This window comes from uncultured Sphingomonas sp. (assembly GCF_913062585.1).
Lineage (GTDB): Bacteria > Pseudomonadota > Alphaproteobacteria > Sphingomonadales > Sphingomonadaceae > Sphingomonas.
The window spans coordinates 14,122-36,209 of the sequence record NZ_CAJXWX010000026.1; the positions used below are offsets into that span (position 1 = coordinate 14,122).

Below are 22,088 nucleotides of genomic sequence, written 5' to 3' on the forward strand. Positions count from 1 at the left end.
TACGCTTCGCAATTGGCCCGCTTCTGGACGGAATGGCGTTTTGGAAAAACGTTCACCCGAGGCGGATATCGTGATTTGCGTTGTATGATGGCCATCATATTCCGTCAAGCGCAACGCTGTTCCGTTTTTTCTTGCAGATCGTTCGAATCCTGCATACATCGTCGGCAACGGCAAAAATGGCCAGCGCGCCTGAAACAGGCGCAATAACAAGGAGGGGACGCGTGAAAACAGCACCGCTGACCGTGCGGATTCGAGCCGTCAGGCTCTTTTTGATCGGCACAAGCCTGGCATCGATGACGGCTGGCGCCCTGGCGCAGCAGGCTCCGGTCCCGCCCCCGGGGGCGACACAACCCGACGCGCAGGTCGTGGCCGATCCCGCCGCAACCACCGCCTCATCGACCGAGCAGGCGACCGCCGATGCCGCCTCGCCGGTCAGCGACGCCGAGGTCATCGTCACGGGCTCCCGGATCGGGCGGACCGGCTTCACGGCACCGACGCCCGTCACGGCCCTGAGCGAGCAGCAACTGGTCCAGGCATCGCCATCGACGGTGGCCGAGTCGCTCCGCACCCTCCCCGCCCTCGTCAACACATCGGGACCGCAGCGCAATTCGGGCACGGTCAATGGCGGGCAGAGCTTCCTCGACCTCCGCTCGCTCGGCCCGACCCGGACGCTGACATTGGTCGACGGACGGCGGTTCGTCACCAGTGCGCTGACCGGCAGCGTCGACGTCAACCTGATCCCCGCCGCGCTGATCCAGCGGGTCGAGGTGGTGACCGGTGGCGCGTCCGCCGCCTATGGATCGGACGCGGTCGCCGGTGTCGTCAACTTCATCCTCGACACCAGCTATTCGGGCGCGAAGCTGGACGGCTATTATGGCTTCTCGCAGCGGGGCGATAATCGCGAAGTCAAATTGCAGGGCGCCCTCGGCACCGACTTTGCGGGCGGGCGCGGCCATGTCGTGGTCGCTGGCGAATATTTCGACAATGACGGTGCGCTGCCCGGCAAGCGCGGCTGGTCTAGCCGGGGCAGCAACCTCATCGTCGGCCCGGCGGGCGGGCCCAGGCAGATCTCCCGGAGCAACGTGCTCACGGTCGGGACGGTCGGCGGCATGTTCCTGACCGGCACGGGCGGGACCGCTGCCGCGAACGCGCAGTTTGCCGGCACCCAGTTCCTGCCCGACGGGTCCACCGCACCGTACAGCTTCGGCTCCTATCGCTCGGGCGGCCAGCAGATCGGCGGAGATGGGATCAACACCGAACTGATCCAGCAGCTCGTCCGTCCGCTCCAGCGGCAGAATGTCTTCGGCCGCGTCGAATATGAGATCGCGGACAGCACCAAGATCTTCGTCGAGGGGCTCTACGGTCGTAGCACCACAGATTACATCAACGCCTATAACCGGCACCAGTTCGGCAACCCGCTGACCATCCGTGCGGACAATGCCTTTCTTCCTGCGGCGATTCGGGCCCAGGCGGCGCTTACCGGCGTGACCGGTTTCACCTTCCTGCGCCACTCGAACGAGCGCGGCTTCGTCCATACCGAGAACGACGCCCGCACCCAGCGCTACGTCGTTGGGGCGAAGGGCGTCCTGAGCAGCTGGAAATGGGACGCCTATTATCAATATGGCTATTCCAAGCAGCAGACGGACATTCTGAATGTCGAGAACGTCCCACGCTTCACCGCCGCGATCGACGCGGTGGTCAGCCCGACCACGGGTCAGATCGTGTGCCGTTCCACGCTGACCAACCCCGGCAATGGCTGCGTACCCTTCAATCCGTTCGGCGCGAACCGCGCGTCCGAAGCCGCCCTGGATTATGTACTGGGCACCAGCAGTTCGACCTCCCGCCTGCGCCAGCATGTCGTCGCCGGCAATCTTTCGGGCAAGCTCCTCGATGGCTGGGCGGGGCCCATCTCGCTCGCGGTTGGCGGCGAATGGCGCCGCGAACGCGCAGAGGTGACGGCGGATCCGTTCTCGGTCGCCGGGGCGTATCTGTTCGGCAATCCGCAACCCTGGTCGGGCGGTTACACCGTCAAGGAAGCCTATGTCGAAACGGTCGTGCCGCTCCTCGCCAATTCGCCGCTGGGCAAGGACCTCGAGCTGAACGCCGCGGGCCGCGTCACCGACTATAGCACCAGCGGGTCGATCTGGTCCTGGAAGGCGGGGCTGAGCTACACCCCGTTCGACGGGCTGCGGCTGCGCGGAACCCGTTCACGCGATATCCGCGCACCCAATGTCTCCGAACTGTTCAATGCCGGACGCATGCAGACCGCATCGCCGACCGATCCCTTCCGCGGCGGTGCGATCGCACAGGGCATTCCTATCACCCTGGGCGGCAATCCCAATCTGAAGCCGGAGACGGCCCAGACGCTGACGGTCGGTATCGTCGTCGAACCGACGCAAATCCCCCGCCTCTCCTTCTCGGTCGACTATTACAATATCCGGATCAAGGACGCGATCCAGACCGTCACGCCGCAGCAGTTGCTGGACCAGTGTTTCGCCGGCAACCAGCTCGCCTGCACCCAGACGATCCGCGATGCCAATGGCGTGCTGACGCGCGTGCTCGGCATCCCGATCAACCTGGCGCTCCAACAGGCGCGCGGTGTCGATATGGAGCTGGCCTATCGGTTCGATCTGGGCTCGCTGATTGGCGACAATTCGCGCCTGTCACTGCGCGGTCTGGTCGCCTATCTCGACAAGCTGGAAAGCACCGTGCCGGGCTCGGCACCAATTAATCGCGCGGGTGAGGTCGGGCTCAGCCCAACCCCGCATTGGGCCGGCAACGCCTCGGCCAATCTGTCGAGCGACTTCTTCTCCTTCTTCCTCCAAGGCCGCCTGATCGGCGGCGGCAAGTACGACGTCACCAAGACCGCGGCGGATCTCGATCTGCAGAACATCAAGCCGCAATTCTACCTGGATGGCCAGATCAGCATGAAGCTGCCGCCTGCGAACGGGAAGCTCGAACTCTACGTCGATGTCCGTAACATCCTGGATCATGATCCGCCCTTCGCGCCGGGCGCCGGCAATATCGCCATCGCGACCAATGCCGCGCTTTATGATCTGGTGGGTCGCAATTTCCGCTTTGGTTTGAGGGTAAGGCTGTGAAGAAGATCGCTATCACCATCGCATGTGCCGTCGCAGGTATCGGGGGTGCGGCCATCCAGGCCGCCCCACAGCACCGCGAACTGCCCAAGCCCGTCCGTAACTATGCCGAACTGATCCGCGAGACGGGGCTGAGCACGCCTGCGGCGATCGCCTATGGCCGGATGGCAGTCGATGTCGGCGGCAAGGATTGGCCCACCACCGTCTCCTTCCGCTGCCATGCGACCGGCGGGCATGTGGTCTCCGGCCTGAAGGCCCCACCCGCGACGAAAGTGATCGACAATCTCTATTATGTCGGTGATGCCGACGTCTCGGCCTGGGCGCTCGACACGCCGGATGGCATCATCCTGATCGACAGCCTGACCACCGCGAAGGACGCGCAGCAATATGTGATCGACGGGTTGCGCTCGGTCGGTCTCGACCCCGCCCGCATCCGCTATATCCTGGTCAGCCACGAGCATGGCGACCATTATGGCGGCGCGCCGTTGATCCAGCAGCTGTCGGGCGCACGGGTTGGGATGAGCGAGCCCGCCTGGACGGGGCTGGAGCGCATGACCAGTGCGTCACCGCTCGCCGCCTCGCCGCGCCCGAAGCGCGATCTGGTGCTGAAGGACGGCGATACGGTGACACTGGGTGGCGTCAGCGTGACCGCGATCGCGACACCGGGCCATACGCCCGGCACCCTGTCCTTCATCCTGCCCGTCAAGGAAGCCGGCCAGACGCATATGGCAGCCTATTGGGGCGGCAATGGTTTCCCGGCGAAGCTGGAGGATCGCCGCACCTTCCTCACCGCGATCGATCACTTTGCCGAGGCGACGGCCCGTGCGAAGGTGGATGTGGAACTGTCCTCGCACGGGGATACCGACGACCTGATCGCGCGCCTGGCGCGTCGCCGTGCGGGCGCGAAGACCAACCCGTTCCTGATCGGACAGGAAAGCTATCTCCGTTTCGAGGAGGTCTACCGACTGTGCAGCCGGGCGCGCATGGCGCAGGTCGCGGACACGCAAGGGTGAGCCCGCAGCTGTCACGCCGCGCCGTGGTCGGCAGCACGGGCCTGGCCCTCCTCGGCGCCTGTGCCGCGCCGCGCCGTCTGACATCCCCCTTCTCGGTCGGCGAAGGTCCGCCTGCCTTGCGGGTGCCGCGCGGTGCCTGTGACAGCCACATCCATATCATCGACCCGCGCTTCCCCGCCGTACCGGGATGGAAGGGCGAGCCGGTCAACGACGCCAGCGTCGCGGCCTATCGACGCTTCCAGGCGCGGATCGGGACGGAGCGCGTGGTCGTCGTCACGCCGTCCACTTACGGCGCCGACAATCGCGCGACGCTGGACGCGCTCGACCGGTTCGGCGCCAGCGCGCGCGGCGTGATCGTGATCGACAGCGACGCCCCGCCCCCCGATCTGTCGAGCCTGACCACGCGCGGCGTTCGCGGGATACGGGTCAACTTTGTCTCCCCCCAGCCCTGGGGCAAGACCGATGCCCGGCGCCTGGCGGACACCGCACGTATCGCCGCAGATTTGGGCTGGCACATCCAAATCTATGCGCGCGGGCCGCAGATCGCGGAAATGGAGACTGTTCTAGCCGCGCTGCCGGTGCCGCTGATGATCGACCATCTCGGTGCCGTGGCGCCCGCCGACAGCACCGGACCGGGCCATGCCGCGACCCTTCGCCTGCTCGAAAACGGCCGCACCTGGCTCAAGCTGTCCGGTGCCTATATTTCAAGCGTGTCCGGATCGGACTATCGCGACCTCGATGCCATCGCGCAAAGCTATGTCCGGGCCTCTCCCGAACGGCTGGTATGGGGCAGCGACTGGCCGCACCGCGGGCAGACTGGCCGCTTGCCGGACGACGCCGTCCTGTTCGACCTTCTTGGCCGCTGGGCGCCCGACACCGCAACGCGAGACCGGATCCTCGTCGACACGCCGAGGCGCTTCTACGCTTTCGACTGATTAAAGGCCTCGAGCGTCGAAAGATCGGCGCCCAGCGTCCGGCTGATCCGGATCGCGGCATCCATGATGCTCCCCTCGATCCGCTTCGCCGCGTCATAGGTGAGGCGCGACGACGGGCCCGTGATGCTCAGCGCGCCCATCAGCCGGTCGCCCTGCCCCAGGATCGGCAGCGACACCGAGGCGGTATGCGGATTGGTGGCGCCCGCCGTATAGAGTGGGATCGCCGGAATCGAGGGACGCTCCTCGGGCCAGTTGCGGAAGAGCTTCAGGATCTGTGCGGACGACGCATTGTCCAGCGGTCGATAGGAGCCGGGTGCGATGTCGAGACGCAGCGCCTGCGGCGAATTGGCCCGGAACTGACAGAAACGCTGCCCTTCCTGCTCGATATAGAAGGCCGCGGTCTCGAGCGTCTGCTCGGCCAGCGTCTGCAGCATCGGTACGATCACCGCGTCCAGCCCCTGGGAGGCGCTATAGATGCTGTGTAGCCGGTAGATTTCGCTGCCGAGCTTGTACTTGTTGTCCACGCGAATGACGAGATTGGCCTGGGCAAGCGAGGCCAGTTGCCGCAAAATCGTACTTTTGATGAGTCCCGTACGCGCCGCGATCTCGGCTAGCGACAGCGCATCGTCCCCGTGACGAAAGCAGGTCAGGATCGTCAGGGCTCGTTGAGCCGAACTGGAGCCACCTTCCGGAGTCTGCATCTCTGTTTTCATCGCCCTGCTTTGCCGAACCAATCGCTAGGGCGCAACGTAAGTCGAGGCTAGAGGCACGTCCTTTGACCCGTTCGCCATCCTACACATCTCGAGCGGCGGCCGTTGGGACAGCATTCGGCCCATCTCTCGTCGTGACATGAAGGCACCATATGGCCGCCGCTTTGCAGAAGCCTATGCCGACCATATTGTCGCAAGAGGCATAGCGCCGGCCGATATTGGCGACGGCGAGGTCGACCGAAAAGCCGATGGGCGAAGCGCGGGCGATATTCGGCATTTTCGCGCAGCGTTCGTGCCGGCTGGTTGAGCGGGCGCGCCGCCCCGTCCATCGTCGATCGCCGGGCACGGCGAAAGCGTTGCGCTCGTCGGTGTTGAAATGGGGTTTGGCGACATCGAAGACGCCCGCCACCAGCTTCATGCCACCCGGCAACGCCCCGCAGACGCCGCCCACCTACCGTGTTCGGATCGCGGGCCGTGCCTCGTTACGATTGGCGGCATCGACCCGGGCGATTCCCCTTTCCTCCAGCCCATGCGTATAGCTGGCATATGGCGCGACGCGGTCGGTGATCGTCATCCAGAACAATATCGTAATCCCAGTCGACCATATGCTTCACGACCTGCAACAGGGGCCGACCGGTCCAAGCCCTAAAGAACACAGGGCATGAACCCGCCGACTTCTCGACGGAGGTCAACAGGCGTCCAAGATGACGCCAGCAAGAAAGATCGTGACGGCGCGAACGATCCGACGCTGCAATTCGTCATCGACCGGTGGGGAAGACAAGCCAAGCGCGGCGTCCCGGAGAACATCGGCAACGACCATCGAAACAAGCATCATCGCGGCGTCTTCCGGATCGTCTATGGTCATGCGCCCCACGGACGCATAGGCGGCAAGCTGATCAGCTAGTGGCCTGATCCCATAGGTTTTGACCGTCTCGATATAGATGCGGGCGACGTCGGGGAATTGCGCGCCTTCGCTCATCACCAGCCGATAGGAGGTTATCCCTTCGTCGGAAAAAGCGAGATGGCAGAAGGCGGTCAGATACCCCGTCAGCCACTCCCTGGGTGGCGCATCGGGGGCGGGCGGTCCTGCGGCGGCCGCCAATTCGCCGACGACTGAGCGGATCACCGCGAACAGCAGCGCCTCCTTGGATGCCACATGGCGATAGATCGTCTTCTTCGAGATCATCGCAGCCGCCGCGATCCGCCCGACATTGGCCTTGGCAAAACCATGTCGGCCGAATTCGACCCGTGCGCTCTCCAGGAGACGGGCCGGAAGAGGGTCGGTAGAAAAGGCTTCATCCATCATCGTCGAATACGCCGGTTTCGATAAAAACGAACCATGGAAACCAATGGGTTTCCATGCGGCCTTTCCTCCCCTATATTGTGGGGCAGAAGCAAATGGATGGTTCATCGACGTCATCGCCCCGGTGCCACCGCCCGGTCGATCGTCGGTATCGCCATCACGATCTGGAGGCACCGACCATGGCCACCATTCCGCAGCCCAAGGGCTATCCCCTGATCGGCAACATCGCCGCGCTTGATCCCAAGGCGCCGGTGCAAAGCCTGATGCGTCTTGCGTGCGAACATGGTCCGCTGTTCCGCATCGAGATGTTCGGACGTGGCCTGGTGATCGTGGGCAGCCAGGCCCTGACCGAGGAATTGTGCGACGAGACGCGCTTCAAAAAGGCGCTGCACCGCCCCTTGCAGGAGGCGCGCTATGTCGGCGGCGACGGCCTGTTCACCGCGCATGACGAGGAGCCGAACTGGGGCAAGGCGCACCGCCTGCTGATGCCCGCCTTCGGTCCGCTCGGCCTGCGTTCGATGTTCGACCGCATGTACGACATCGCGGAACAGATGATGGTGCGGTGGGAGCGGTTCGGCGATGGCGCCACCATCGATGTGGCCGACAATATGACGCGGCTGACGCTCGACACGATCGCGCTGTGCGCCTTCGATTATCGGTTCAACAGCTTCTATCAGGACGCGATGCATCCCTTCGTCGCGGCGATGGTGGGCGCGTTGGAGGAATCGGGGCGGCGGTCGCGGCTGCCGCCGGGCGCGGGCAAGCTGATGCTGCTGCGCAACCGCCGGTTCGAGGCCGACATCAAGATCCTGCGCGACGTCTCCGACCGGCTGATCGCGGAGCGCCATGGCGATCCGCGTCTGGGCGAACGCGGCGACCTGCTCGACCGGATGCTGACGGCGCGCGATCCCGAGACGGGCGAGATACTGAGCCGCGAGAATATCGGCTATCAGATGATCACCTTCCTGGTCGCGGGGCATGAGACGACCAGCGGGCTGCTCAGCTTCGCCACCTGGCTACTGCTCACCCATCCCGAAGCGCTCGCCAAGGCGCAGGCGCATGTCGACGACGTGCTCGGCGGCAACGTGCCGACGATCGACGATATCGGGCGGCTGACCTATGTCGAACAGGTGCTGCAGGAAACGCTGCGGCTCTGGCCGACAGCGCCGGCCTTCGGTGTCCACCCGCGCGAGGCGACGACGATCGGCGGACGCTATGCCGTCACCCCGGACGACACGCTGCTGATCCTGACGCCGGTCCTTCACCGCGACCCCACGGTCTGGGACGAGCCGGAGGCGTTCCGCCCCGAGCGGTTCGCGCCCGAGGCCGCTGCCAAGCTGCCGCCCCACGCCTGGAAGCCATTCGGCAACGGCCAACGCGCCTGCATCGGGCGCGGCTTTGCCATGCAGGAGGCGATCCTGGTCATGGCACTCATGCTCCAGCGTTTCGACATCAGCCTGGCCGATCGCGACTATAGGCTGGTGGTGAGCGAGACGCTGACGCTGAAGCCTGCCAACCTCCACATCCATGCGCGTCGGCGGGATGGGCCGATCGCGCGGCCGCGCAGTAAGGCGCAAGACGCGCCGACACGCCCGCTCGCCGCACCGTCCGCCCCGAGCATCGGCGACAACGGCCCCCTTCTCGTCCTTTACGGCAGCAAAACCGGCACCAGCGAAGCCTTCGCCCAGCGGATCGGCATGGATGCCGCGGCGCAGGGCTATGCCGCGACCGTCGCGCCGCTGGACGATTACGCCTCCGGGCTGCCCGACGGCGTGCCCCTGATCGTCGCCACCGCTTCTTACGAAGGACGCCCGCCCGACAATGCGGCGCGTTTCGTCACCTGGGTAGAGAGCCTGCTCGACCATGCGCTGGACGGACGACGCTATGCGGTGTTCGGCTGCGGCAATCGCCAATGGGCCCGCACCTGGCAGGCGATCCCCAAGCGGGTCGATGCCGCACTGGCCAAAGCGGGCGCGCAGGCCTTCCATCCGCGCGGCGAAGGCGATGCCGCCGGCGATTTGTTCGGCGCTTTCGAGCATTGGTACGCCGGTTTCTGGCCGTCGCTGGCCGCATCCGAAGGGCGAGAGCCGGCCGTTCAGGCGCAGCCCCGGATCGACGTGGAGGTGCGGCGCGGGACGCGCGAGCGCCTGCTGAAGCTCGACGAGCTGCAACGCGGCACGGTCCTTGCCAATCGCGAGCTGGTCGACATGCACCGCCCCGGTGCCCGCTCGAAACGGCATATCGAGATCGCCTTGCCCAAGGGCATGACCTATCGCGCTGGCGACTATCTGGCGGTGTTGCCGAGCAATCCGCCCGAAACGGTGCGGCGCGCCCTTGCCCGCTTCGGCCTGGAGCCCGATGCGGAGGTGATCGTCCACGGCGCACCCGGTTTGCCCTCTGTCCTGCCCGTCGACCGGCCGGTCAGCGCCGAGACTTTGTTCGGCGACTATCTGGAGTTGCAGCAGCCAGCCACGCGCGGACAGATCGTCGCACTCGCCACGAGCATCTCCTGCCCACCGGAGCGCAAGGACGCCGAGCGGCTGGCGCAGGAGCATGTCTATGCCGGCGAGATACTGGCACGGCGGGTGACGCTGCTCGACCTGCTGGAGCGCTTCGCATCGGCCGATATGGCACTGGGCGTCTTCATCGCCGCCCTCCCCCCGATGCGCGCCCGCCAATATTCGATCGCCTCGTCACCGCTCGTCGGTCCAAGCCGTTGCGCGCTGACGGTATCGGTGCTGGAGGTTCCCGCGCTGGGAGCCGATCGGTTGCACCAAGGTGTCGCCTCGACCTTCCTCGCGCGGCTGAAGGACGGCGATACGCTCGGCGTGGCGGTCCGGCCGAGTCAGGCGGGGTTTCATCTTCCCGCCGATCCGCTGACGCCCGTCATCATGGTCTGCGCGGGCAGCGGCATCGCGCCGTTTCGCGGCTTTCTTCAGGAACGAGCCGTGCGCAAGGCGGCTGGCGAGCGGCTTGGCCCGGCCCTGCTCTTCTTCGGTGCGCGCGATCCGGATAGCGATTTCCTGTACCGCGACGAATTGGAGGATTGGCAGGATATGGGCGTGGTGAGCCTGCGGATGGCCTTTTCCGCGACGGGTCGGGATGGCATCGTTCGCGTCCAGGATGCCATCCGGCGTGATCGCACGGAGATCGCCGCCCTGTTCCGCGCGGGCGCCCGCATCCTGCTCTGTGGTGATGGCGAACGCATGGCACCGGCCGTCCGCGAAACCTTCATCCGTATTTACGAGGCGGAAACCCATGCCAGTCATGCCGAGGCGCTTGCCTGGGCAGATCGGATCGAGCGGGAGGGCGTGCGTTATGTCGCCGACATATATGCGTGACGTCACGTCCGACGCTTGCCGTCGTGCCGGACGCTCGCAGGCTATGGCGCGGCCGCCCCGACAGAAAGAGAATGGCCTATAGGATCACCCCCTCATCGCCAGGTCCGGACGAGCAGGATCATCAGTCCGCCCAGAATAGTCGCCCCGCTCAGCACGATCATGAAGGCGCCGAAGTCGTGTGGCGTCGCGAATGTCCAGGCAAGAAGCCCGCCGATGAGCGAGGGCAATGTGTTGGCCAGATTGAACAGTCCCAGATCCCGCCCCCTATGGCGGGGATCGGGCAGAAGCTGGAAGCTCAGCCCGGCATGAAGAGCCACGAATATCGACGACCCGGCCGTATAGACCAGGAAGGCCGCTGCGGCCGATAGGCGGTCGGGCGCTGCGGCCATGGCGAGCAGCCCCGAGGCGGCGACCAGGGCCGCCAGCAACAGCACATCCTTGCGACGCTCCCGGCGATCGGCCAGGCGCCCGAGGAACAGCGCGATCGGCAACGGCACGATGAAAGCGACCGTGAAGACCTGCCCGACCCAGCGCGGCAGATCGGCCTGCTCCGATGGCGGTACGATCGTTTCGAAATAATAGAGGAGATGGATCTGGGTCACGACGGCCGCGACCTGGATGAGCAGGCGCGACAGCCCGGCAATCCAGAAATCGCGTCGCGGCGGGTTTGTCGGCGCGACGGGGGGACTGTCGACCCGTTCGACGGCCCTCGCCCGGACCAGCAAAAGCGGCAGGGTGCAGACGAGGATCGCCACGACCAGCAGCGCCAGCCGCCCGCCCTCGCCCAGCCGCGCCTCGCCCACCAGCCAAGCCGACAGGGCCGAGGCTGCGGGATTGCCCAGCGCGATCAGGCCGCCCAACATTCCGCGCTTCGTATCGGGGATTTCCTCGGCCATCATCGCCATCAGCGGCGCGAGCAGCGCGTTGACCGCGAATTGGAAGCCGAGGATCGCCAGGACCAGCACCGTGCCGGTTTCGGCCAGGCCTATGGCGGCATAGCTGGCGGCGAGCCCCGCCAACCCGACCGCCATCCACACACGACGGTCCTGGCCCGCCCGCCGCGATCGGTCGCTCAGCCAGCCGAACAGGATGTTGGCGATACTCGCGACGACCGCGCCCATCAGCGCGATCAGCGACAGGAACTCGACCCGCCCGGCCGCGCCGATCGCCTCGACCTTCATCGGCACGAGCAGGGTCAGCAGCGGCAGATAGGCGATGACCCCGCCGATATTGGCCAGCGCATAGAGGCCCAGGGGCGGAGAAGGACGCGGCGGGACGGGATCGGCGGGCGGGGACATGACCCCATCTGCCCCCGATCGCGTCATCGGGCAACGACCCTCAAGGCTTCATCGTCTGCGCCTGGACCTGGGCGGTGCTGACCATCGTGCGGTCGGCGGCGTCATGCGCCACCGCGACCCGGTAAGCACCGCCCCTGATCCGCCAGCCGGGCAGGCCGATGTCGTAATCGGCCAGGATACGCGGCTCGGCGGTCAGGGTGATGCGCCGCGTCTCGCCGGGCTTCAGGTGGACGCGCTGGAACGCGGCCAGGCGCATCGGATCGCCGCTGCCGTCGCGCGCGACATAGATTTGCGGGACGTCGGCGCCCTCACGCGCGCCGGTATTGACGATGTCGACGGTGACGCTGATCGTCCGCCCGCCCGTGACGACCGGGTTGCGATAGGCAAAACTGGTATAGCTGAGGCCGTGGCCGAAGGGGAAAAGCGGCTTGAATCCCTTCTTCTCATACCAGCGATACCCGACATCGGCCCCCTCGACATAATCGACCGGGAAGCTTTGCAACGCCCTGTCCGCCGCAACCGCCGGATTGGCCGCCGCCGCCGCTTCGGCTTCGCTGAGTTTGTCGAGCCCCACCGGGCGCGGACGTGGCGGTTGCGAGGCGTCGGCCGGGAAGGTGATGGGTAGGCGGCCGGAGGGATCGACCTGGCCGGTCAGGATCGCGGCCAGCGCCTCGCCCCCGCGCTGGCCGGGATACCAGGCCTGGACGACCGCCGGGACCTTCGCGATCCAGGGCATCAGCACCGGGCCGCCGGTTTCCATGACGGCCACCGTCCTGGGCTGCACGGCGGCGATGGCGGCGATCAGCGCATCCTGCTGGTTGGGCAGGCGCAGATCGGGCACATCGTCGGCTTCGGTCGTCCATTGCGTGGCGAAGAAGATCGCCATGTCCGCCTTCTTCGCCGCCGCCAGCGTGGCATTCAGGTTGCGGCCATCCTGCCACTCGATCGCTACCCCCGGCAGGGCCTTGCGTAGCGCGTCGAGCGGCGACGAGGCATGATAGGTGATCCGCGCGAACGAAGCCGATCCGCCATAGGCCAGCGGTATCTCGACCGGCGCACCACCGACCGACCGCACCTGCGACGATCCGCCGCCCGACAACACCCCGACATCGGCATTGCCGCCGATCACCACGATCCGCTTGGCGGTCCGGGCGATGGGCAGCAGGTTGCCGTCATTCTTCAACAGCACGATCCCCGCTTCCGCCGCACGCTGCGCCACCTCGGCATGGGCGGCATAATCGGGCGTCACCGCCTTGGCCGGCACGGGCGTGTCATAGGCGCCGGTTTCGATCAGCCCGGTCAGATAGCGCGCGACCATGTCGTTCAACCGCGCCTCGGGCACCTGCCCCTTGGCCACCGCCTCCGCCAGCGGCGCGCCGAAATAGATCTCCTTGTCCAGTTCCTGGCCCGACTCCTGGTCCAGCCCGGCATTGGCGGCCTTCACGGTCGAATGGACCGCGCCCCAGTCGCTCATGACCCAGCCGGGATAGGACCAGTCGCGCTTCAGCACGTCGGTCAGCAGATGGCGGTTCTCGCACGCCCAGTCACCGTTGATCTTGTTATAGGCGCACATGACCGAGCCGGGATGCCCCTTCTCGATCGCGATCTGAAAGGCGAGCAGGTCGCTCATGCGAAGCGCCGCCTCGCCGATCCGGGCGTCCAGGATGTTGCGCCCTGTTTCCTGCGCATTGAGCACATAATGTTTGATCGTCGAGACGAGCCGGTTCGACTGCACGCCTGCGATGTGCGCGCCGCCCATCGTGCCCGCGAGAAGCGGGTCCTCGCCCAGATATTCGAAATTGCGGCCGTTCCAGGGATCGCGGGTCAGATTGACCCCGCCCGCCAGCAGCACGTTGAACCTTTTGTCGCGCGCCTCGGCCCCGATCATGGCGCCGCCCGCCCGGGCGATCGCCGGATCGAAGCTCGCCGCGGTGGCAAGCCCCGAAGGCAGGGCGGTGGCGACATCGCCCACGCGCTGTTCCACCTGGTTGGCAACGCCCAGCGAGGCATCGCTTTCGCGCACGAGCGGCACGCCCAGCCGGGGAATGCCGTCGATATGCCCGGCCGAGGGGATCAGTTCATTGGTCGTCTTGCCCGCCGCCATCGACGGAAACAGGCCGTGCACCAGCGCAATCTTCTCCTCGCGGGTCATCTGCGCCACGATCCGGTCGGCCCGTGCGCGGGCGGCCGAGGACGTAATCGTCCCCTTATCCGTCTGCGCCCGAAGCGGTGCCGTCATCCCGGTCACGACCAGCGCGATCATCGCCAGGCCATAGCCAACCTTCGCCTTCGTCATCATCACCCTCTCGAAGTCTTACGCTTTTGCCTCTTGTGTTGCATGATTGCCGACCTGTCCAGAGAACGTTCACAATCATGGCATTTCAACGCCTAGCGTCTCTTGACACCCTCCCGCCTTTGCGCGAGTGAACGTTCCCAAGAGCGCGGACCACCGCGCCTGTTCATGAAGGGGAGGATTTCATGCGAAGCGTTCGTGCTCGCCTGCTTTCGAATTTTGCCATCGGTGTTTCCGCCGTCGCCCTGACGCTGCCTGCCGCCGCGCGCGCGCAGGATGCCGCCGCCACGATGGGCAATCCCGGCCCGGCCCAGACCGATCCGCAGGCGCCGACCACCGGTCCCGCCGATCCCGCGCAGGGCGAAGGCGACATCGTCGTCACCGGCATCCGCGCCAGCTTGCGCCAGTCGATCGACATCAAGCGCAATGCGCAGGGCGTGGTCGACGCGATCAGCGCCGAGGAAATGGGGAAATTCCCCGACACCAACCTGGCGGAGTCGCTCCAGCGCATCACCGGCGTGTCGATCGACCGCTCGAACGGCGAAGGCCAGTTCGTCACGGTGCGCGGCTTCGGCCCCGAATATAATCTCGTCACGCTGAACGGCCGGCAGATGCCGACCGCCGCGATCGGCGACGGCAACAGCGCGCCGGGCTCGCGCTCGTTCGACTTCGCCAATCTCGCCTCCGAAGGCGTCGCCGCGCTCGAGGTCTACAAGTCCGGTCGTGCGACCGTGCCGTCGGGCGGCATCGGCTCGACCATCAACATCCGCACGCCCCGCCCGCTGGACAAGCCGGGCCTGCGGGGCTCGCTCTCGGCGCGCGGCGTCGTCGACACCTCGCAGAACGGCGGCAAGGACATCACGCCCGAAGTGTCGGGCATCTTCTCCGACACCTTCGCCGACGACCGGATCGGCGTGTTGCTGACGGGCGCCTATCAGCGTCGCAATTTCAGCCAGAACCAGGCCAATGTCGGGTGGCGCGACGGCTATCTGGGGGCGGAGAATAACTGGGGTTCGTTGGCGCAAGCAGGCGATCCGCGCTATGCCAACATCACCAACCGGCCCGGCCCGAGCGACGTGTATCAGGTGCCGCAAAACGCCAGCTACAACATCGTCAACGGCCGCCGCGAACGCATCAACGGCCAGGCCGTGCTGCAATTCCGCCCGAGCGACAACCTGACCGCGACGGTCGACTATACCTATTCGCAGAATACCGTCGACATTCGCGACAACAATGTCGGCATCTGGTACAACCATAACGATACGTCGAGCGCCTGGACCAACGGCCCGGTCGCCGGTCCCGTTTTCTATACCGAGCGCTTCACCGCCGCCGAGGGCAAGGACCTGGCCTATTCGGTGTCCGATACGTCGGTGCGCAGCATCAACCGGTCACTGGGCGGCAACCTGACCTGGAAGGGTCCGGGCGGCGTCACCATGTCGCTCGACGCGCATCATTCGACCGCCGAGTCCCGCCCCGACAACCCCTATGGCAACAGCAATTCGGTCGGCACCGCGATCTTTGGCGTGCAGAGCCAGACGATCAATTTCGACAACAAGCTGCCCGTAATCTCGTTCGCGATGCAGCCGGGCATTGATCCGCTCAACGCCGCCAACATCGTCCCCACCGGCAGTGCATTCCGCAATTCCTATTTCCGGGACGAGATCAACCAGGTGCAGCTGCGCGGGCATTACGACCATGAGCATGGCTTCATGGACAGCCTGGACTGGGGTTTCGACTATACCGACAACAAGGTCCGCTCGGCCTATAGCGTGCTCCAAAACGACACCTGGGGCGGCACCGGCGGCGACAGCGCGGCCCAGCGCGCGGCGGCCGCCGCCCTGATCCCCGACGACCTGTTCAAGCTGATCAGCGTGCCCGACAAATTCTCCGGGATCGGCGGCGCGGACAATGCGGCGATCGTGAAGTCCTTCTATGGCTTCAACCTGCCGAACATGGTCTCGCTGCTCGACAAGGCTTACGGCATCTGCGGCGGCAACGGCCAGTGCCTGGTTCCGTACACCACGGACTCGCGCATCCGCGAAAAGACCGTCTCGCCCTATTTCCAGTTCAACGGCAAGATGGACCTGTTCGCGCGTCCCGCCCATCTGATCGCCGGGCTTCGCTTCGAGAATACCGACGTCTCGGCCTCGGCCCTGGTGCCGACCCCGGTCGGCGCGCGGCAGAATTCGCAGAACGAGTTCAACATCCTGTTCTCGGGCAGCGGCTTCACGACCTTCAAGGGCAGCTACCAGAACTGGTTGCCGTCGGTCGACTTCGACTTCCAGCCGCTGGAAAACGTCAAGCTGCGCGCGTCGTACAGCCACACCATCACCCGCGCCGATTATGGCAGTCTGCAGGGCGGTCGCAACCTGTCGCAGCTGTTCCGCATCGGCGGCGGCACCGGCAGTGTCGGCAATCCGAACCTGATCCCCTACAAGTCGAAGAATATCGACCTGTCGGCGGAGTGGTATTACAAGTCCGACAGCTATATCTCGGTGGGCTTCTTCCACAAGGACGTGTCGAACTTCATCGGCCAGACCCAGGTCAATTCGACCGTTCCGGGCGTGACGTCTCCGGTCACCAGCTTCAACGGCGTGACGCAGTATGGCCCGCGCTATCAGGCGGCGATCAACGCGCTGGGGACGAACGCGACCTTCGCGCAGGTCCGCGACTATATCGCCGCCAACTTCCCCGGCGGCGTGGTCAACGGCACGATCGTGGCACAGCCCAATGATCCGGCGGTCAACTTCGTCATCACGACGCCGTTCAACAGCAGCCAGACGGCCAGCGTCGACGGATTCGAGTTCGCGATCCAGCATAATTTCTGGGACACCGGCTTCGGCACCATCCTGAACTACACGATCGTCAACGGGAACCGGAACTACGACAACCGCCTGCCCGCCACCGTGTCGCAATTCGCGATCACCGGCCTGTCGGACAGCGCCAATGCCGTGTTGTTCTACGACAAGTTCGGTATCCAGGCGCGTGCGGCCTATAACTGGCGCAAGGGGTATCTGGCTGGGGCGGGCATCAACCCGGTCTATGTCAACACCTATGGCCAGCTGGACGCGAGTGCGAGCTATGCGGTGACAAAGAGCGTGGCGGTCTTTGCCGAGGGTATCAACATCTTGGGCGAGAACCGCAGCGGGCACCTGCGTTCGGATCGCAACGTCAACTTCATCACCAAGCAGGATGCGCGCTACGCGGCGGGCGTGCGCTTCACCTTCTGATGCGCGTGCGCTGACGATCATGGGAAAAACCGGCTCTCCTTGCGGGAAAGCTGGCTTTTCCCGCCGATCGTCGGCAATTTGCGATCCAGAATGACGACCGGGATCAGGACAGCGGTGGATCAGGCTATCACCCGGCCCATGACCCGGATCGTGGTCGTAGGCGGCGGCACCGCAGGCTGGCTGTCGGCCTGCCGCATCGCCGCCGCGACCGCCGGATCGGTCGCGGTGACTCTGGTCGAATCCCCCGACGTGCCCAGCATCGGCGTGGGCGAAGGCACATGGCCTACGATCCGGCGCACGCTGGAGCGGATCGGCATCGGCGAAACCGAGCTGCTGCGGGCCTGTGACGGTTCGTTCAAGCAGGGGACGCGCTTCGACGGCTGGGCGACGGGCGCGGCGGACGATCGCTATTACCACCCCTTCGTGCCGCCCATCGACAGCGATCCCGCCGACCTGCCCGGCGATCGCCCCTTTGCCTTCGCCGCCTGCGCCCAGCCCCATGTCTGCGCCGAGGACCTCGCCCCACGCCAACCGGCCATGCCCGATTATGCGGGCGCGCTGAACTATGCCTATCATCTCGACGCGGCTAGGCTCGCCGCGCTGCTGACCCGCCATGCCACCACCCATTTGGGCGTGCATCATGTCCGCGATCATGTCGTCTCGGTCGAACGGGCCGGGAATGGCGACATCGCGGCGGTCGCCACCCGCCAGTCGGGACGTATCGCGGGCGACCTGTTCCTCGACTGTAGCGGCCATCGCGGCTTGCTGATCGGCGAGACGCTGGGGGTGGAGTCGGTCGACATGTCCCCAATCCTGTTCAACGACCGAGCGCTGGCGGTGCAGGTGCCGGTCGCGCCGGACAGCCCCATCGCGTCGCAGACGGTGGCGACCGCCCATGCCGCCGGGTGGCTCTGGGACATCGGGCTGCCGACACGGCGCGGGATCGGCTGCGTCTATGCCTCCGCCTTCATGAGCGACGACGAGGCGGAGGACGTGCTTGCGCGATATTGCCGCCGGATCGCGTCCGACCTCCCGTCGCCGCGCCGCCTGACCTTCCGCTCGGCCTATCGTACCGCACCCTGGACGGCCAACTGCCTCGCCATCGGTCAGTCGGCGGGGTTCATGGAGCCGCTGGAGGCATCGGCTATCGTCATGATCGAGCTGTCGCTCGACGCGCTGCTCGACGATTTTCCGGTGGACCCGGCCCTGATGTCGATCCAGGCCCGACGCTTCAACATGCTGGCGCGCTATCGCTGGGAGCGGATCGTCGACTTCCTGAAGCTCCATTATGTGCTCAGCCGTCGCGAGGAGCCCTATTGGCGCGCACACCGCGATCCCGCCACCATGTCCGACCGGCTGGCCGAGGCGCTGGCGCTGTGGCGGCACCGCGCGCCGTCCGCATTCGACCTGCCGATGCAGGACGAGCTGTTTCCGGCGGCCAGCTATCGCTACATCCTCTGGGGCATGGGTTTCCCCGCCCCCCTCCCCTCGCCCGTCCGCCGCGCCGCGCGTCCCGACCTGGCCGGCCAGCTTCGCCAGGTCGAACAGCGGGGCCGCGCCCTGGCCGCGAGCCTGCCGACCAATCGCGCCTATCTCGATGCGCTGCGCGCCGAGCAGGCTTCTCCCGCCGAAAGAACCGCCTGATGCCCCGCCACGAAGCCCTGAGCGCCGACGATCACCGCGACCTGCGCATCCTGGAGTCGCGCGACGCCGCGCTCGGCGATGCCCGCATGGCCTGCATCACCGTCCCCGCCGAGTTCCGCGCGGTGCAGGCCGAATATCCCATTCTGTTCCGCCTCAACGAAACCCGCGACCGGTTCAGCGCCCTTGCGATGTTCGGGTTCGAGAATGGCGAAAATCTCTATCTGGCGGACGGCCGCTGGGACGCGCGCTATCGTCCGCTGGCGATCGACATCCAGCCCTTCCTGATCGGCGGCAGCCCGGAGGATGACGGCCCCAAACAGGTCCATGTCGATCTCGACTCTCCCCGCATCGCCACCGGGGCGCAGGGCGTTCGGATATTCGACAAGCATGGCCGCCCGACGCCGTATCTCGAGCGTGTGATCCAGCAGGTCGGCGAACTCGACCATGGCTTTCGCGAAGCGGGCGCCTTCTTCGCCGCGCTCCAGCGATACGAACTGCTGGAGCCGTTCACGCTGGACGTGACGCTCGACGACGGCTCGTCCAACCGGCTGATCGGGTATCACATCATCGCCGAGGAGCGGCTGGCCGCGCTGGGCGGCGCGGTGCTCGCCGAACTGCAGGCGGCGGGCTATCTGGAGCCGATCTATATGGCGATCGCCTCGCTTGGCCAGATCAGCGGACTGATCGCGCGGCGCAACCGGCGGGGCGCGCATGGCTGACGCCGATCCCGGGCGACTGACCGCCCTTCCCCCGGTGCCCGAAGTGACGGTCGCCGATGCCGCCGAGCTGGATCACATCCTGCGCGAGGCCGATCGCCCCTTCGTCGTGCGCGGCCTGACCGCCGACTGGCCGCTGGTCCAGGCGGGGCGGCGCTCAGGCGAAGCGGCGCGGACCTATCTGCTCGACCATCGCCGCGACCGGCCCTTCACCGTCTCGGTCGGCGTGCCGGGCAGCGGCGGGCGGCTCTTTTACGACGACGCCATGGCGATGAACTTCCGCATGATGGAGGCGGGGCTTCCCGAGATCTTCGCGCGGATCGCCCAGTTCGCGGGGCAGCCCGAGGCGCCGTCCATCTATCTCGCCTCGATCGACATGCACCAATATTTCGACGGGCTGCACGCGGCGAACCATGTCGATCTGGGCGAGCGTGATCTGCTGGCCAGCATCTGGATCGGCACCCGCACCCGGATCGCCGCGCATAACGACGTGCCGCACAATCTGGCGATCTGCGCGGTCGGCCGCCGCCGCTTCACGCTGTTCCCGCGCGAGCAGTTCCGCAACCTCTATCTCGGCCCCGTCGACAACACGCCCGCCGGTCGTGCGGTCAGCATGGTCGATTTCCACGCCCCCGATCTCGACCGCCATCCCCGCTTCGCCGAAGCCCTGGCAAGCGCGCAGGTCGCCGATCTGGCGGCGGGCGACGCGGTCTTCATCCCCGCGCTCTGGTGGCATCATGTCGAGGGGACCGAGGATTTCAACGTGCTGGTCAATTACTGGTGGCGCGACGCGCCCCGCTGGATGGGCCAGCCGCAAGAGGCGCTGAACCACGCGATGATGACGATCCGCGACCTGCCCGCCGACCAGAAGGCGCATTGGCGCGCGATGTTCGACCATTATGTCTTCGCCAATGACGACAGCGTGACCGCGCACATTCCCGAAGGCGGGCGCGGGATCCTGGACCCGATGACGCCCGACCTGGCAGGCCGCATCCGCGCGTTCCTGTTGCGGACGCTCAGCCGATGAGCACGCCCCGCCGGATCGTCATTGCTGGCGGCGGCACCGCCGGCTGGATGGCCGCCGCCGCCATGGCCCGCACGCTGGGTCGCGCCGTCACCGTGACGCTGGTGGAATCGGACGCGATCGGCACGATCGGCGTCGGCGAGTCGACCATCCCGCCGATCATCACCTTCAACCGGCTGCTCGGCATCAACGAGGCCGAGTTCATGGCCGCGACCCAGGCGACCTTCAAGCTGGGCATCCAGTTCGACGGGTGGAAGGGGCCGGAGGACCGCTATTTCCATTCCTTCGGCCTGACCGGCAAGGATCATTGGGCGGCGGGCTTCCAGCATTTCTGGCTCGACGGCCGCACCCGCGGCCATGACGCGTCCTATGACGAATATTGCCTGGAGCTGGTCGCCGCGCGCGAGGGCAAGTTCGCGCATCTGCCGGACGAGCGGATGAACTATGCCTATCAGCTCGATTCGACGCTCTATGGCCGGTTCCTGCGCCGCATGGCGGAGGGCGACGGCGCGACGCGGATCGAGGGGCGGATCGCCGAGGTCGCGCTGGCCCCCGATAGCGGCGACATCGCCGCCCTGGTGCTGGACGACGGTCGGCGGGTCGAGGGCGACCTGTTCCTCGACTGCACCGGCTTTCGCGCGCTGCTGATCGAGCGTGCGCTGCATGTCGGGTTCGACGACTGGAGCCATTACCTGCCCTGCGACGCCGCCGTCGCGGTGCAGACCGAAAGCGTGCGACCGCCCGTCCCCTACACCCGCGCCATCGCGCATGAGGCCGGGTGGCAGTGGCGCATCCCGCTGCAGCACCGGGCGGGCAACGGCATCGTCTATTGCAGCCGCTATATGGATCACGACACGGCGCGCGAAACGCTGCTCGCCACGGTCGAGGGCAAGGTGCTGACCGAGCCCAACATGCTGCGCTTCCAGACCGGCGCGCGCCGCAAGCAATGGCATCGCAACTGCATCGCGGTCGGCCTGTCGGGCGGCTTCCTGGAACCGCTGGAATCGACCAGCATCCACCTGATCCAGCGCGCCATCCTGCGGCTGATCCGTCTGCTCCCCGGCGGTCCGATCAGCGCGCATGACGTGGCCGAATTCAACGATCAGCAGATGACCGACATGGTCCAGATCCGCGACTTCCTGATCCTGCACTATAAGGTCCATGAACGGCGCGACACGGCCTTTTGGCGGCAATGCGCCGATATGGAGATACCCGACAGCCTGGCGCACAGGATCGCGCTGTTCCGCGAGACGGGGCGCGTCTTCCGCCGCAATGACGAGCTGTTCGCCGAGAATAGCTGGGTACAGGTGATGATGGGCCAGGGCATCATGCCGGAAAGCCATCACCCGATCACAGCGCGACTGTCCGACGAAGAGCTGGACCGGCTGCTGACCACGCTACGCCAGAATGTCGCGACCACGGTGCGCGGCCTGCCGCCCCATGCGGACTATGTCGCGCGCCATTGCGGCACGGCGGCCTGAAC

The 22,088-nt window shown here is 66.2% G+C and carries 15 protein-coding genes; 9 read left to right on the forward strand and 6 right to left on the reverse strand.

Going from position 1 to position 22,088, the window contains the following annotated elements:
- The first annotated feature begins 293 nt into the window (after window positions 1-293).
- The 3 genes from QZ546_RS14950 to QZ546_RS14960 are packed head-to-tail and all read left to right on the forward strand — an operon-like array spanning window position 294 to window position 5,046.
- The gene (locus tag QZ546_RS14950) at window positions 294-3,101 is read left to right on the forward strand and encodes a TonB-dependent receptor (RefSeq protein WP_294239220.1); all 2,808 of its coding nucleotides are present in this window, start codon (window positions 294-296) and stop codon (window positions 3,099-3,101) included.
- A complete protein-coding gene (locus QZ546_RS14955) occupies window positions 3,098-4,111 on the forward strand; it encodes an MBL fold metallo-hydrolase (RefSeq protein WP_294239222.1) in 1,014 nt (337 codons plus the stop codon). Before QZ546_RS14950 ends, QZ546_RS14955 begins: the two co-directional genes overlap by 4 nt.
- On the forward strand, window positions 4,108-5,046 hold the full coding sequence (locus tag QZ546_RS14960; protein WP_294239226.1) for an amidohydrolase: 939 nt from the start codon (window positions 4,108-4,110) through the stop codon (window positions 5,044-5,046). The genes QZ546_RS14955 and QZ546_RS14960 overlap by 4 nt, the downstream gene beginning before the upstream one ends.
- On the opposite strand, the gene QZ546_RS14965 is transcribed toward QZ546_RS14960, so the two are convergent.
- From QZ546_RS14965 to QZ546_RS14980, 4 genes are all read right to left on the reverse strand, one after another.
- Window positions 5,031-5,759 carry a helix-turn-helix domain-containing protein gene (locus QZ546_RS14965; protein ID WP_294239228.1) on the reverse strand — a complete coding sequence of 243 codons (729 nt, stop codon included), beginning with the start codon at window positions 5,757-5,759 and terminating at the stop codon, window positions 5,031-5,033. The genes QZ546_RS14960 and QZ546_RS14965 overlap by 16 nt on opposite strands.
- Window positions 5,760-5,838: 79 nt before the next feature.
- Window positions 5,839-6,174 carry a hypothetical protein gene (locus QZ546_RS14970; RefSeq protein WP_294239231.1) on the reverse strand — a complete coding sequence of 112 codons (336 nt, stop codon included), beginning with the start codon at window positions 6,172-6,174 and terminating at the stop codon, window positions 5,839-5,841.
- Between the two features lie 33 nt (window positions 6,175-6,207).
- Window positions 6,208-6,330, reverse strand: a complete 123-nt coding sequence (locus QZ546_RS14975) for a hypothetical protein (protein WP_294239233.1) — start codon at window positions 6,328-6,330, stop codon at window positions 6,208-6,210.
- A gap of 114 nt (window positions 6,331-6,444) precedes the next feature.
- Window positions 6,445-7,176, reverse strand: coding sequence for a TetR/AcrR family transcriptional regulator (locus tag QZ546_RS14980; RefSeq protein ID WP_294239235.1), 732 nt, complete (start codon window positions 7,174-7,176; stop codon window positions 6,445-6,447).
- 62 nt (window positions 7,177-7,238) lie between these two features.
- Between QZ546_RS14980 and QZ546_RS14985 the strand changes: the two genes are divergently transcribed.
- On the forward strand, window positions 7,239-10,400 hold the full coding sequence (locus QZ546_RS14985; RefSeq protein ID WP_294239237.1) for a cytochrome P450: 3,162 nt from the start codon (window positions 7,239-7,241) through the stop codon (window positions 10,398-10,400).
- A 92-nt stretch (window positions 10,401-10,492) separates the two neighbouring features.
- Here the strand turns inward: QZ546_RS14985 and QZ546_RS14990 are convergent, their stop codons facing one another.
- Together QZ546_RS14990 and QZ546_RS14995 are read right to left on the reverse strand one after the other, a co-directional pair.
- Window positions 10,493-11,698, reverse strand: coding sequence for an MFS transporter (locus QZ546_RS14990; protein WP_294239239.1), 1,206 nt, complete (start codon window positions 11,696-11,698; stop codon window positions 10,493-10,495).
- Window positions 11,699-11,738: 40 nt separating this feature from the next.
- Window positions 11,739-13,937, reverse strand: coding sequence for a beta-glucosidase (locus QZ546_RS14995; RefSeq protein ID WP_294239320.1), 2,199 nt, complete (start codon window positions 13,935-13,937; stop codon window positions 11,739-11,741).
- 239 nt (window positions 13,938-14,176) lie between these two features.
- On the opposite strand from QZ546_RS14995, the gene QZ546_RS15000 reads away from it, so the two are divergent.
- From QZ546_RS15000 to QZ546_RS15020, 5 genes are all read left to right on the forward strand, one after another.
- Window positions 14,177-17,221 (forward strand): TonB-dependent receptor, encoded by a 3,045-nt coding sequence (locus QZ546_RS15000; protein ID WP_294239242.1) that lies wholly within the window; start codon window positions 14,177-14,179, stop codon window positions 17,219-17,221.
- A gap of 90 nt (window positions 17,222-17,311) precedes the next feature.
- Window positions 17,312-18,865, forward strand: coding sequence for a tryptophan halogenase family protein (locus QZ546_RS15005; protein WP_294239245.1), 1,554 nt, complete (start codon window positions 17,312-17,314; stop codon window positions 18,863-18,865).
- Window positions 18,865-19,584: a SapC family protein gene (locus QZ546_RS15010; RefSeq protein WP_294239248.1), complete on the forward strand. Its 720-nt coding sequence runs from the start codon at window positions 18,865-18,867 to the stop codon at window positions 19,582-19,584. Before QZ546_RS15005 ends, QZ546_RS15010 begins: the two co-directional genes overlap by 1 nt.
- The gene (locus QZ546_RS15015; RefSeq protein WP_294239250.1) at window positions 19,577-20,608 is read left to right on the forward strand and encodes a cupin-like domain-containing protein; all 1,032 of its coding nucleotides are present in this window, start codon (window positions 19,577-19,579) and stop codon (window positions 20,606-20,608) included. The genes QZ546_RS15010 and QZ546_RS15015 overlap by 8 nt, the downstream gene beginning before the upstream one ends.
- Window positions 20,605-22,086 carry a tryptophan halogenase family protein gene (locus QZ546_RS15020; RefSeq protein ID WP_294239253.1) on the forward strand — a complete coding sequence of 494 codons (1,482 nt, stop codon included), beginning with the start codon at window positions 20,605-20,607 and terminating at the stop codon, window positions 22,084-22,086. Before QZ546_RS15015 ends, QZ546_RS15020 begins: the two co-directional genes overlap by 4 nt.
- The last annotated feature ends 2 nt before the right edge of the window (window positions 22,087-22,088 follow it).